The organism is Fictibacillus halophilus (assembly GCF_042680145.1).
Lineage (GTDB): Bacteria > Bacillota > Bacilli > Bacillales > Fictibacillaceae > Fictibacillus > Fictibacillus halophilus_A.
The window spans coordinates 1,596,481-1,609,022 of the sequence record NZ_JBHTNQ010000001.1 but is presented as its reverse complement, the minus strand read 5'-3'; the positions used below and the strand labels follow the sequence as shown (position 1 = coordinate 1,609,022).

The following is a 12,542-nucleotide window of genomic DNA, read 5'->3' as shown; positions in this document are numbered from 1 at the left end:
GGTGTTATATATTTGTTCTGTTTAAACTTCTTTGATAGGATGCAATTCGTTTATAATCCTCTTCCAATTTTCTCGATAAGCTAATAAAAATTGGCAATAATTCTCTATAATCTTTCACGGCTTCTTTTTCAGGAGTGTGTTGATAAGTGTTTCCAATCATTTGGGATGCTGCATCAAAAGACTGGATTCTTCCCGTCGCATATAATCCTAAAATGCAAGCCCCTAGACATGAACTTTCGTAGACTTCAGGAACGGATAATTCAGTATCAAATATGTCCGACATCATCTGACGCCAAATTTCTGATCTTGCAAATCCTCCAGTTGCTTGAATACGAGTTACAGGACCATCCATGCATTCAACCAAAGCCAAGTATACGGTATACAGGTTGTAAATAACCCCTTCAAGTGCTGCTCTGATCATATGTTCTTTCTTATGAGACAGTGTCAGGCCAAAAAACGAACCACGAACATCTGAGTTCCATAAAGGTGAACGCTCACCTGCTAGATAGGGATGGAACAATAATCCATCGGCACCTGGTCTGACACGTTCAGCAATCTTGGTTAAAATTTCGTATGGATCGATTCCCAATCTCTTAGCTGTTTCAAGTTCTGACGCAGCGAATTCATCCCTGATCCAGCGCAGTACAACTCCGCCATTGTTGACTGGTCCTCCAATGACCCAATGATCTTCAGTCAATGCATAACAAAAGATTCTTCCTTTTGCATCTGTTTGAGGTTTATCGATTATAGTTCTAATCGCACCGCTTGTACCAATCGTGACAGCTATTTCGCCTTTACTGATCGCATTCACCCCTAGATTTGATAACACTCCGTCACTTGCTCCTATAATAAAAGGAGTATCTGGGTCAATTCCTATCTGTTTAGCCAAATCAGTATGGCAGTTTTTAAAAATAGCTGTCGTCGGCACCAAAGAAGATAATTGTTTCCTCGATATTCCGGCAACATTCAATGCTTTTTCATCCCAGTCCAATTTATTTAGATTCATCATACCCATTGCAGATGCAAGGGAATAATCAACGACGTATTGATTAAAGAGCTTATAAAAAATATATTCCTTAATGCCAATATATTTTTTTACCTTAGCGGCTATCTCGGGGAGGTCATTCACTATCCAAGTAATTTTGCATAATGGACTCATCGGATGGATGGGTGTTCCGGTCATTTTGTATATCTCGTGTCCATTTAACTCTTCTTTAATATTACGAGTCCATCCTTCACTTCGATTATCTGCCCAGGTGATGCAAGGTGTTAAAGGCTTATCACCTTGATCCATAGCTATGACACTATGCATGGCACTGCTAAAAGAGATGAAAGAAATTTTGTTTTCCGAAAGACCAGATCGTTTCACAACATTTGTAAGGGCTTGCATAACAGCTGAAAAAATTTCTTCAGGATCTTGTACAGCAGTTGAAATATCAGGAGTATGAAGGGGATATCCTATATTTTCCTGTTGAATAATTTCACCGATTTCATTAAATAAAACTGCTTTTGTACTCGTGGTTCCGATGTCGACTCCTATCATATAGGTATTCTTGCTTTCTGTTTGTTCGTCGATATCTAACATATAGTTACTCCTTTTCTTGCTCCCGTGCTTTAGAAAGCATTCGTTGTGACATCCAAAGATCATCCACTTTTCCCTGAACATCATCAAAGTTTTGATGCAAGGATTGAATCATAATATCTCTATCTTTTGTATTGATTGCATCAATATAAAGTTCATGGTTTTTAACAATTCTCGATAGATCATTATATTTTTCATTAAAATGCATCCGCATTGATAAAATAATGAAGCTTTCCATAACAGGTTTTATATTGTTCCAAATCATTGTAATGTAGGAATGATTAATAGCACGAATGATCGTTTCATGAAATAACACGTCTTGAAAGGCAAATTCATCTGCATCTTTATATTTAATAGCAATCTGCATCATTTCTAAAATCTTATTAAGTTCTCTAACTAAACTCGCAGTATCGAGCTTTACAAGGCGTTCAAACACAAACGTTTCGATAAGTAGACGTACATCGTAAATTTCTTCAACTTCTTTATCGGATATTCCGACGACTACCGCGCCCATCCGCTCTAAACGGATAAGATTTTCATTTGCCAAGATCTTTAAAGCTTCCCGGATAGGAGACCGGCTTACATTGTATTCAGCAGCAAGTTTATTTTCGGAAAGAATGGTACCGCTTTCAATTAAACCAGAAATAATGCGCATCCTAAGTTCACATGTTACACGCTCACCAGCTGATGCCTTTGAAAGCCATTTTTCAGGATATAGTGACTCTTGGTTTTCCATCAAAAAATAACCTCCTTTATTAGTGTTAGTATACTTGTATACAAGTATTATAATATAAGCTTTTAATAATGCAAGCGCTTTTATTCGTACAATTAAAGTTCTTAGTTTTGGAATTTAAAAGGGGAAAGGGTTTTTTTCATGAGGCCGATCGGCATAGAAGATTACATAAATAAAGAGCTGGATCAAAAGTATAATATCTTTGATCCAGCCCTTTTCTTTAAAACCTCAGTCAAACACCTATGAGCCTTTGTTTCTGTAATTTTACCTTACGTTAGCTTTTTCACTTGTATTCGTCATTATTTTGCCGGTACAATCATATGCAAAATGCATCTTTGAGTAAAATTCTGTTTTGCTAAAGTTCGCTAGGGGAGAGAGCAATTGCTTCTAATGCATGATCTAGATCATAAATAAGATCATCTACTGTCTCTATTCCTATCGAAAGTCTGATTAACTCAGGTGAAACTCCTGATTTTCTCTGTTCTTCCTCAGATAACTGCTGATGCGTTGTGCTGGCAGGATGGATGATTAATGACTTAGAATCTCCCACGTTAGCCAGATGAGAGAAGATACTTACATTTTCAATTAGTTTTTTGCCTTCTTCAACGCCGCCTTTAACACCAAACGTAAGAATAGCTCCCGCTCCTTTAGGCAGGTATTTTTGTGCTAACTCGTAATAGGGACTGCTAGGGAGTCCAGCATAATTTACCCAATCTACTGAAGGATGGTTTTCTAAGAACTGTGCTACTTTAAGGGTATTTTCAACATGCCTCTCCAAACGCAGTGACAAGGTTTCCAGCCCTTGAATAAACAAAAATGAGTTAAACGGCGAGATGGATGAACCCAAATCACGAAGCAACTGGACACGAGCTTTTAAAATATATGCAAGCGGACCGAATGCTTCGGTATAAACGATGCCTTTGTAGCTTGGATCTGGCTCTGTTAAGCCAGGGAACTTACCGTTGTTCCAATCAAATTTGCCTGAATCAACGATTACACCGCCAACAGATGTACCGTGGCCGCCAATGAATTTTGTTGCGGAGTGTACGACAATATCAGCACCATGCTCGATCGGACGACAAAGATAAGGTGTAGCAAGCGTGTTATCAACAATAAGTGGAACACCCGCTTCATGAGCAATTTTAGCAAGAGCTTCAATATCCGCTACATCAATTTTGGGATTCCCGATTGTTTCAACATACACTGCTTTTGTTTTTTCTGTGATTGCATCCTTAAACGATTGAAGGTTATCGATATCAGCAAACCGTGTCTCGATCCCGAGTTTTGGCAAAGTCACAGAGAAGAGATTGTACGTTCCGCCATAAAGAGAAGTAGAGGCAACAATTTCATCGCCTGATCCAGCGATATTGAAAATAGCATTCGTAATGGCAGCCTGACCGGAAGCAACAGCTAGTGCCCCCACACCGCCTTCTAATTTAGCAATCGTCTGTTCAAATGCATCTTGAGTAGGGTTCATTAAACGACTATAGATATTTCCGAATTCTTTTAAAGCAAATAGATTTGCTGCATGTTCAGTGCTGTTAAACTGATACGATGTTGTCTGATAAATCGGTACCGCTCGCGCACCTGTAGCAGGATCTACTTTCTGTCCTTCATGCAATGAAATTGTTTCAAACCCGTACTCTCTTTTTTGTTCGCTCATTTTCAAATCTCTCCTCATTGTTTAGAATTTTTGTCATCCAATATGAATTTCAGATTCAACTTATCCATTAAAAAAGACCTCTTCCAAAAGAAGAGGTCCCGATGATTTCACTCGATCGAAGTCTCATCTTTCAGAACGTTAGCTGTTCTGCTGAAATTAGCACCATGCATTTCTGCTGGTTGCCGGGCTTCATAGGGTCAGTCCCTCCGCCTCTCTGGATAAGAAGATTGAATATTGAATTAAGGATTATAATACATAGCTAGCAATCAATAGTCAACTGAATTTTTTAAATATTTCGGATTTTTATTTTCGTCATTACTTTTTTTCGGAAAGCTTTTTACTGTATAGATAATGCCTACTGCCCAAAATGCCGCAAGTACAAAATAAATGGCAATCATATCATGAGATGACAAACCAATGGTTAAAAACAGTGTCCTAACATTAGTTATGATGATCAGTCCTCCAACTAAAACCCCTAAAATTTGTGAGGGAATTATTCGGACTAGCCATGCTGCAATAGGAGCTGCAACGATACCGCCTGCCATGAGGGCACCAACCCATAGCCATTCAACTTGCTCCCAGCCAAGAGAAATAAAGAAACCAGCAGATGCTGAAACAGCTACAGCAAATTCACTCGTATCAACGGAACCTATAACTTTTCTAGTTTTCAAATCTTTTGCCATAAGGACAGGTGTTGTTACAGGACCCCATCCACCTCCACCTGTTGCATCTAGAAATCCAGCAAGTAAGCCAAGGGGCATAAGCTGTTTTTTTGAAAAAGAGTTTTCAGAGGGTGTCGTCTTTGTTTCTCCAAGTTTATAGAGAAAACGAAACAAAATGTAGATTCCAAGAATAATAAGAAATAGAGAAACATATGGTTTCACAATATCTCCTGGAAGGCTGCTTAAAAAACAAGCTCCTAAAAATGCACCGATCGAACCCGGCAGAATTAAGCGGAGAACCACCTGCTTATCAACGTTTCCAAACTTAATATGGGAAACTCCGGATGCAGCTGTTGTCACAACTTCAGCAAGGTGGACAGAGGCGGATGCGGCTGCGGGCGCAATCCCCGCTACCAAGAGCAGAGAAGTCGAAGTAACCCCATATGCCATTCCAAGTGAGCCGTCGATCAGCTGTGCCATAAGTCCAATAAGCGCTAGAACTATTAACTTTTTCATCAAAATCCTCCTCAAAATAAAAAGGCCCTTAACAAGTCATGTTAAGAGCCTTCGGTTTTTCCGATCAGCGATGCGGATGAAATTTTAGTTATTACTATATGTTCCAGGAAGACAAATTGTCAACTGCAGGTTTAATTTTTTCAGAAAAAATAAAAAATAAAAAAATTAGGGCTTGATATCCGTTTTAGATGTGATATGATTTTTAAAAATTAAACTCTTATCCAGAGTGGTGAAGGGAACTGGCCCGATGAAACCCGGCAACCTGCGATTCGTAAGGTGCTAACTCCAGCAGAATGTTTTTACATTTTGGAAGATAAGGTAATACGTTTACCTCCACTATCTTTCCGAAATGGGAAGGTTTTTTTATTTTATTAGAGATATTTTGAAAAAAAGGGAGGCCAGTGGAGTGGCGAACGAAAAGAGTGAAAACGATTTTCTTCCTCAGCTTCAAAAAATGCTGAGCAACATCAAATTTGGATCCATAACTTTAATTGTGCAAGATGGAAAAGTGATTCAACTCGAAAAAAACGAGAAGGTACGAATTAAATAGCGCTGACTAGAAAACTAGAGGCGGTTTTAACGTAAAGGGCATGTCCCTTAAAACGTTAAAGCCGCTTTTTTGTTGGCCTATTTGTTTTTCATGAAGGAGGTAAAAAATTGCTCACTTATGAAACATGGGATAACAACATCCAAGAGTTTAAAAGTAACAACCTTGAGAAAGGTGCATTAGATGTCCTGAAATGGGCGTATGAAATGTATGGCGACGATCTCGTATATGCGTGCAGCTTTGGAGTCGAAGGAAGTGTATTAGTGGATCTTGTTTCTCAAATCAAACCAGATGCTCAAGTAGTCTTTTTAGATACACAGCTGCATTTTCCGGAAACATATGAGGTAATTGATGCTGCAAAGAAAAGGTATCCGTTGCTGAGAATAAAGCTTAAAACCCCTGCCTTAACACTTGAGCAACAGGCAATTAAGCATGGTGAAGAGCTTTGGAAGGTAAATTCAAATCAGTGCTGCAGCATTAGAAAAATAATTCCTTTAGAAGAAGAGCTCAACGGTGTAAAAGCCTGGCTTTCAGGATTGCGCCGTGAACAGTCGCCTACGAGGAAAAACACGCAGTTTATTAACAAAGATGAGCGTTTCCGCAGTATTAAGATTTGCCCCCTAATTCACTGGACATGGAAAGACATATGGCGATACGCCCATAAACATAATCTGCCGTATAATACACTGCACGATAATGGGTATCCAAGTATCGGCTGTAAACCTTGCACTAAAGCCACTATTGACCCAGAAGATATCCGTTCCGGCCGCTGGTCAGGAACTGGGAAACTAGAATGCGGTCTTCATGAAGGTTAAGAAAAATAGGAGGAGAGAAACAATATGGCAACTTTACATGCACACGGAGGAACATTAATTAATCGGTTTAGACCGGATACACCGTATGAGCACATACAAAAAGAAATTGAGCTTGATGCAACAGCACTTAGTGACCTTGAATTAATAGCCATCGGAGCATACAGCCCATTAACCGGGTTTTTAAATCAAGCAGACTATCAATCTGTCGTAGATCGTATCAGGCTGAGTGATGGAACGGTTTGGAGTCTCCCGATTACATTGCCAGTGACTCATGAAACCGCACAATCTCTTAGTACAGGAGAAGATGTTCGGCTCGTGTGTGATGGCGAGACATACGGAATCTTGCAAGTTGGGGATATCTATTTCCCAGATAAGCATATGGAAGCAGAGAAAGTCTATAAAACTTCTGACATAGAACATCCAGGCGTAAAGAAGCTGCTGGAGCGACCGACGGTTTATGTGGGCGGGGAAATCACGCTCGTTAAACGGCCTGAAAAAAAATCTTTTAAGAACTATCACCTGGACCCAAGTGAAACTAGAAAGAAGTTTAGCAGTTTGGGATGGAAAACAGTTGTTGGTTTTCAAACAAGAAATCCTGTGCATCGTGCACACGAATACATTCAAAAAACTGCACTTGAAAATGTTGACGGTCTATTTCTAAACCCGCTTGTCGGCGAAACAAAGTCAGATGATATTCCAGCAGATGTGCGGATGGAAAGCTATCACGTACTTCTTGAAAACTATTATCCGAGTGACCGTGTATTCCTTGCTGTATTTCCTGCAGCGATGCGCTATGCAGGACCGCGCGAAGCCATTTTTCACGCACTTGTGAGAAAGAACTATGGCTGCACACATTTTATTGTTGGCCGTGATCATGCTGGTGTAGGCAGTTATTACGGGACTTATGAAGCTCAGGAGATCTTTTCACAGTTTACCGCCGATGAGATCGGTATCACCACACTCTTCTTTGAACACAGCTTCTATTGCACAAAATGTGAGGCCATGGCTTCTTCTAAAACGTGTCCGCATTCGAGTGAACATCATGTGATTTTATCTGGAACGAAAGTAAGAGAACTTCTAAGAAATGGGGAATTGCCTCCAAGTACATTCAGCCGGAAGGAAGTCGTTGAAGTGTTGATCAATGGATTAAGACGACATGAAGAAAACCTACTTAAAGGAGATACAAATGAGCACACAGCACAATACCGTCTGGCACGATAGTTCCATTACAAAAGAAGATCGAAGAAAGCAAAACAACCATTCGAGCTTTGTCCTTTGGTTTACAGGATTGTCCGGATCAGGAAAGTCCACCATTGCTAATGCACTAGCAAAAAAGCTTTATGAACAAAACATCCGAAACTATGTGCTTGATGGTGACAACATCAGAAATGGATTGAACGGTGATCTATCGTTTTCAGATGAAGACAGGACAGAAAACATCCGCAGGATTTCTGAAGTTTCTAAGCTGTTTGTAGATAATGGAACAGTTGTGCTGACAGCATTCATCTCACCATTTATACAAGACCGTGAAAGAGCAAAAGAGATTGTTTCAGAAGAAGAATTTATCGAGATCTTTGTTTCATGCCCGATCGAAGAATGTGAAAAACGGGACCCGAAAGGACTGTATAGCAAAGCTCGCAAAGGAGAGATTTCTGATTTCACTGGAATCGATTCCCCCTACGAGGAACCAGTGTCTCCTGTTCTTACGATTCAAACAAATGAAAAGAATGTATCTGAGAGTGTAGATGCTATTTTGACTTATTTGCAAGAGAAAAAACTCATATAAAAAGGACTGATAATATGGCATATGAAAAAGCGTGGGCTGATAATCCTAAGCTCAATAAAACAGAACAAAAGAAGCTAGTAAAAGACGGATTAAAAATATTTGAAGATATCCCTCATTACTCAAAAAACGGCTTCGCCTCTATACCGAAAGAAGAGTGGGACAATTTTAAGTGGGCAGGTCTGTACTTACAGCGACCGAAAGAAGATGGATACTTCATGATGAGGGTCAATGTACCATCTGGCATTTTAAGCTACGAACAAGTAAAAGCTCTTGCTCACATATGCAAAGATTATGGAAGAGGCGTGTTTGATATCACGACACGACAGGCTATTCAGTTTCATTGGCTGACCATTGAACAAATCCCGGATATATTTAAACGTTTAGAAGAGGTTGGGCTTTCAAGTGCAGGGGCATGCGGTGATATTACGAGAAATATTATGGGGAATCCGATTGCCGGGATAGATCCTCATGAACTATTTGATACATCAGAGATTGTAAAAGAAGTGTATGAATTCTTTCAGCACAATGAAGATTTTTCTAATCTGCCGAGAAAATATAAGATGTCCATCAGTTCTAATGTGAATAACAGTGCGCATGCAGAGATTAATTGTGTAGCCTTTACTCCGGCTTATAAAGAAGTTGATGATCAAGAGATTCCTGGTTTTCATATTAAGATTGGCGGTGGTTTATCGTCGCGGCCGTTCTTAGCGCAGCCGCTTGATGTCTTTATAGAACCGCATCAGGTAAAAGAAGTAGCAATTGCGATTACAACCATTTTCCGTGATTACGGCTATAGGGAAAAACGCCACCTCGCGCGACTTAAATTTTTGATGGCAGACTGGGGACCAGAAAAATTCAAAGAGAAACTCTTAGAATATACAGGACAGCTTCCTTCAAAAGGCAGAGATGCACTCCAAGTCTGGAACGGCGGATATTTCTATGGTGTTCATCTTCAAAAGCAAGAAGGATTAAGCTATATTGGCTTTAATGTGCCAGTCGGACGATTAGATGCGGATGAAGTACTGAAGCTTGCAGAAATAGCAAAGTTATATGGAAACGGTGAGATCCGAACTGTAAATTCTCAAAACTTAATTATTCCTAACGTGAAACACGAAAACGTTGAATCGCTGCTGCAAGAAGATATCTTTAAACGAATCACGACACAGCCTCTTTCTTTTATCGGGCATTCTGTTTCCTGCACGGGTATTGAATATTGCAATTTAGCACTGGTTGAAACGAAAGAAAGAATGCGCCGAATCGCTGAAACCCTGGATCAGAGAATCACACTTGATGTACCCGTAAGGATTCATATGGTCGGCTGTCCTAACTCTTGCGGACAGCGTCAAATCGCAGATATCGGTCTGCAAGGCGTACTGTTAAAAACAAAAGAGAAAAAGATGGTGCAAGCCTTTGAGATTTACGTTGGCGGAACACTTGATGATGGTGGAAAGTTTAATGAAAAGCTGAAAGGAAAGTTTCATGCTGATCTTCTTGATGAAGTTCTAGTTCGTTTTCTGGACCACTTTAAAGAAACGAAGCTTCCTCTAGAAACTTTTTTCGATTATATCAACAGGGTGGGTCTTGAACCTCTTCAAATAAAGCTAGATCAAATCTCAGAGCAATTAGAAGAAAGAGTTTCGTAAAAGGAGGTTTTCCTATGTATTTATATCGGTTTGAAGTGAGCTTAAAATCAGAAGTTATTCCTGTTGTAATTGCCGCTTCAACAGATGAACAAGCATTTCAGCTAGTAGATGTTGAACTTGAAAAGTATTTTTTAAAACAGCCAGATATTGAAGAGATTTCACTCTACGAAAAGAAAAAAGTCCGAAGCGGCAATGGGTTTGTACTATATGAAAGGGACACCATACTAAATCCTTAAGGAGTGATGATGATGGGAAAAGTTTATCTTGTCGGAGCCGGCCCTGGTGATCCAGGGTTAATTACTGTAAAAGGCTTGCGCTGCATACAGAAAGCAGACGTGATTTTGTATGACCGATTGGTGAATAAGGAGCTTTTAGCTCATGCAAAACCAGAGTGCGATCTTATCTATTGCGGCAAACTGCCAAACTACCATTCAATGAAACAAGAAACAATCAACAGCTTTTTAGTAAAGCACGCTCAAAAAGGCAAAACAGTAACCCGTCTTAAAGGCGGCGACCCATTCGTCTTCGGTAGAGGTGGAGAGGAAGCAGAAACACTTTCAAAAAGCCGTATAGAATTTGAAGTAGTACCAGGTATCACATCAGGAATTGCAGCTCCTGCTTACGCAGGTATACCGGTTACACATCGGAACATCGCTTCAAGTTACGCGATTGTTACTGGTCACAGGAAAAAGGGTGAAGAAGAAGAGTTGAAATGGGACAGTTTAGCAAAAGGGATTGATACGTTAGCAATCTACATGGGCGTCGGCAACCTTCCTTATATATGTGAACAGCTGACAAAACACGGAAAAAACAAAGGCACTCCTGTGGCTCTTATCCAATGGGGATCCTTAGAAAACCAGCGTACCGTAACGGGTACATTAGAAACCATTGAAGATATTGTATTGCGGGAAAGAATTGAAAATCCAAGTATGATCGTTGTTGGAGAAGTGGTGCGACTCCGAGAAGAACTTAAGTGGTTTGAACAGCTTAATGAAGAACCAGTTGAGATGACTGCTATTAGCGGAGCAATTTAGATGAAAGCGTTACTTTTTATCTGTCATGGCACAAGGCTGCAAAAAGGCCGTAATGAAGCAGAAGAATTTGTAAAGCAATGCATGGCTTCAGTTGATGTTCCAATAAAAGAAATTTGCTTTTTAGAGCTAGCTGAACCTTCCATTTCACAAGGATTTAATGCATGTATACAAAAAGGAGCGACGAGTATCTCTGTTGTTCCTGTGTTTTTATTGTCAGCTAACCATGTAAAGATAGACATTCCAAAAGCACTTAAATTTTTACAGAGTCAGTATCCAGAAACTGAAGTCATATTTGGCCGCGAATTCGGCGTACATGATGCCATTTCCCACCTGTTGTGGGAAATGATTACGAAACGAGTTGCTAGTTTAAGTAAGAACTCACACATTTTATTGGTTGGAAGAGGAAGTACTGATCCAGATGTAAAGCGGGATTTAGAGGAGATCGCATCTAATCTTCAGCAACATTATGGCATACCAAGTATTCAAGCTTGTTTTCTAACCGGTTCAGCTCCAAACTTTGAAGAAGTACTATGGAACAGCCAAGAATTATACGATCAACTAATTGTTGTTCCTTATCTATTGTTTTCAGGTCTATTAATAAATGGAATGAAGCTTACCACAAAACGATTTCTGGAACTTTCACAACAAGAAGTGATCCTGTGCGAGACGCTAGGCTTTCATCCCATTTTAAAAGAGGTATTACTTACTCGGATAAAAGAGACTCTTCAAACAAAAGAATTTGCAATATTTTAAAAAGTGAGGTATATTATGTACCCTATACACGTAGACCTATCCGGTAAAAAAGTTGTTGTAGCAGGAGGCGGTCCTGTTGCTTACCGAAAAATAAGAGATTTGCTGAAAGAAAAAGCCATAATAACTGTCATTAGTATTGAGGCAGTTAGAGAGATTCAGGAATTACATGAACAAAAAAGTCTCACTTGGATTTCTAGAGAGGTTAAGAGTAAAGATTTCGAGAAAGCCTTTCTTATCGTCGCAGCGACTAATTCAAACGAAGTGAATGCTGAGATTGCTATTAATGTGAATGAGGACCAGCTGATAAATGTAGCTGACCAGCCGCAATTAGGCAATTTTATTATTCCAAGCGTTGTGAAAAGAGGCAAGCTTGTACTCTCAGTTTCAACCTCTGGGGCTAGTCCGAGCTTGTCCATCTCAATTAAAAAAGAACTTCAGCAAAAGTACAGTAAAGACTATGAATCTTACTTGGAGTTTTTATTTGAATGTAGAAACATCATTAAGAATGAATTTCCAAAAGTAAAAAGGAAAGATTTATTGGCGGAACTCACAGATCCCGTTTTTTTACATGATGTGAACAAACGTTACGGATATAAAAAGACATTAACGAACGAAAAAGTTCGTAACCTAGTAAAGTAACCATAATCGAATAAAACCCTTATCAAGAGAGGTTGAGGGAGCGGCCCTATGAAACCTCAGCAACCAGCAGCGTAAAGCTGAAAAGGTGCTAATTCCTGCGAGTCCACATATGGACTTGTAAAGATAAGAAGACCAAACGCTGAAAAAGTCTTCTTTCTAGAAGGCTTTT

Annotated in this window: 13 protein-coding genes and 3 riboswitches; of the genes, 9 read left to right on the top strand and 4 right to left on the bottom strand. The window is 39.6% G+C overall.

The features are described from left to right. Positions 1–4: 4 nt before the first annotated feature. The 4 genes from gntK to ACFQ4X_RS08245 form a co-directional block, all read right to left on the bottom strand. Complete coding sequence (gene gntK, locus ACFQ4X_RS08260; protein ID WP_379837092.1) at positions 5–1,543, bottom strand: gluconokinase; 1,539 nt, start codon at positions 1,541–1,543, stop codon at positions 5–7. 46 nt (positions 1,544–1,589) lie between these two features. Further along, entirely contained in the window at positions 1,590–2,318 is a 729-nt protein-coding gene (locus ACFQ4X_RS08255) for a GntR family transcriptional regulator (protein WP_379837090.1), read from the bottom strand. A 352-nt stretch (positions 2,319–2,670) separates the two neighbouring features. Continuing rightward, the gene (locus ACFQ4X_RS08250; protein ID WP_379834346.1) at positions 2,671–3,978 is read right to left on the bottom strand and encodes a homocysteine synthase; all 1,308 of its coding nucleotides are present in this window, start codon (positions 3,976–3,978) and stop codon (positions 2,671–2,673) included. Between the two features lie 120 nt (positions 3,979–4,098). After that, positions 4,099–4,203: riboswitch (SAM riboswitch) on the bottom strand. Positions 4,204–4,244: 41 nt separating this feature from the next. Then, the gene (locus tag ACFQ4X_RS08245) at positions 4,245–5,156 is read right to left on the bottom strand and encodes a sulfite exporter TauE/SafE family protein (protein WP_379834344.1); all 912 of its coding nucleotides are present in this window, start codon (positions 5,154–5,156) and stop codon (positions 4,245–4,247) included. Positions 5,157–5,370: 214 nt separating this feature from the next. Next, positions 5,371–5,476, top strand: a riboswitch (SAM riboswitch). Between the two features lie 86 nt (positions 5,477–5,562). Here ACFQ4X_RS08245 and ACFQ4X_RS08240 point away from each other — a divergent pair. From ACFQ4X_RS08240 to ACFQ4X_RS08200, 9 genes are all read left to right on the top strand, one after another. Further along, the gene (locus ACFQ4X_RS08240; RefSeq protein WP_226534934.1) at positions 5,563–5,706 is read left to right on the top strand and encodes a YezD family protein; all 144 of its coding nucleotides are present in this window, start codon (positions 5,563–5,565) and stop codon (positions 5,704–5,706) included. A 107-nt stretch (positions 5,707–5,813) separates the two neighbouring features. Continuing rightward, entirely contained in the window at positions 5,814–6,518 is a 705-nt protein-coding gene (locus tag ACFQ4X_RS08235) for a phosphoadenylyl-sulfate reductase (RefSeq protein ID WP_379834342.1), read from the top strand. Positions 6,519–6,542: 24 nt separating this feature from the next. Beyond that, positions 6,543–7,739: a sulfate adenylyltransferase gene (gene sat / locus ACFQ4X_RS08230; RefSeq protein WP_379834340.1), complete on the top strand. Its 1,197-nt coding sequence runs from the start codon at positions 6,543–6,545 to the stop codon at positions 7,737–7,739. After that, complete coding sequence (cysC, locus tag ACFQ4X_RS08225; protein WP_379834338.1) at positions 7,705–8,304, top strand: adenylyl-sulfate kinase; 600 nt, start codon at positions 7,705–7,707, stop codon at positions 8,302–8,304. Before sat ends, cysC begins: the two co-directional genes overlap by 35 nt. A 14-nt stretch (positions 8,305–8,318) precedes the next feature. Continuing rightward, entirely contained in the window at positions 8,319–9,947 is a 1,629-nt protein-coding gene (locus ACFQ4X_RS08220) for a nitrite/sulfite reductase (RefSeq protein WP_379834336.1), read from the top strand. Positions 9,948–9,961: 14 nt separating this feature from the next. Then, complete coding sequence (locus ACFQ4X_RS08215) at positions 9,962–10,183, top strand: DUF3906 family protein (protein ID WP_379834334.1); 222 nt, start codon at positions 9,962–9,964, stop codon at positions 10,181–10,183. 12 nt (positions 10,184–10,195) lie between these two features. After that, positions 10,196–10,981, top strand: coding sequence for a uroporphyrinogen-III C-methyltransferase (cobA, locus tag ACFQ4X_RS08210; protein WP_379834332.1), 786 nt, complete (start codon positions 10,196–10,198; stop codon positions 10,979–10,981). Further along, positions 10,982–11,734, top strand: a complete 753-nt coding sequence (locus ACFQ4X_RS08205) for a sirohydrochlorin chelatase (RefSeq protein WP_379834330.1) — start codon at positions 10,982–10,984, stop codon at positions 11,732–11,734. Positions 11,735–11,749: 15 nt separating this feature from the next. Continuing rightward, entirely contained in the window at positions 11,750–12,373 is a 624-nt protein-coding gene (locus tag ACFQ4X_RS08200) for a precorrin-2 dehydrogenase/sirohydrochlorin ferrochelatase family protein (protein ID WP_379834328.1), read from the top strand. Between the two features lie 16 nt (positions 12,374–12,389). Then, positions 12,390–12,503, top strand: a riboswitch (SAM riboswitch). Positions 12,504–12,542: the final 39 nt, after the last annotated feature.

Excerpts from the sequence above, each read along its gene's own strand:
- cobA (WP_379834332.1), top strand. The coding sequence starts at position 10,196 with ATGGGAAAAGTTTATCTTGTCGGAGCCGGCCCTGGTGATCCAGGGTTA.
- sat (WP_379834340.1), top strand. The coding sequence starts at position 6,543 with ATGGCAACTTTACATGCACACGGAGGAACATTAATTAATCGGTTTAGA.
- ACFQ4X_RS08200 (WP_379834328.1), top strand. The coding sequence starts at position 11,750 with ATGTACCCTATACACGTAGACCTATCCGGTAAAAAAGTTGTTGTAGCA.
- cysC (WP_379834338.1), top strand. The coding sequence starts at position 7,705 with ATGAGCACACAGCACAATACCGTCTGGCACGATAGTTCCATTACAAAA.
- ACFQ4X_RS08205 (WP_379834330.1), top strand. The coding sequence starts at position 10,982 with ATGAAAGCGTTACTTTTTATCTGTCATGGCACAAGGCTGCAAAAAGGC.
- ACFQ4X_RS08215 (WP_379834334.1), top strand. The coding sequence starts at position 9,962 with ATGTATTTATATCGGTTTGAAGTGAGCTTAAAATCAGAAGTTATTCCT.
- gntK (WP_379837092.1), bottom strand. The coding sequence starts at position 1,543 with ATGATAGGAGTCGACATCGGAACCACGAGTACAAAAGCAGTTTTATTT.
- ACFQ4X_RS08255 (WP_379837090.1), bottom strand. The coding sequence starts at position 2,318 with ATGGAAAACCAAGAGTCACTATATCCTGAAAAATGGCTTTCAAAGGCA.
- ACFQ4X_RS08245 (WP_379834344.1), bottom strand. The coding sequence starts at position 5,156 with ATGAAAAAGTTAATAGTTCTAGCGCTTATTGGACTTATGGCACAGCTG.
- ACFQ4X_RS08220 (WP_379834336.1), top strand. The coding sequence starts at position 8,319 with ATGGCATATGAAAAAGCGTGGGCTGATAATCCTAAGCTCAATAAAACA.
- ACFQ4X_RS08250 (WP_379834346.1), bottom strand. The coding sequence starts at position 3,978 with ATGAGCGAACAAAAAAGAGAGTACGGGTTTGAAACAATTTCATTGCAT.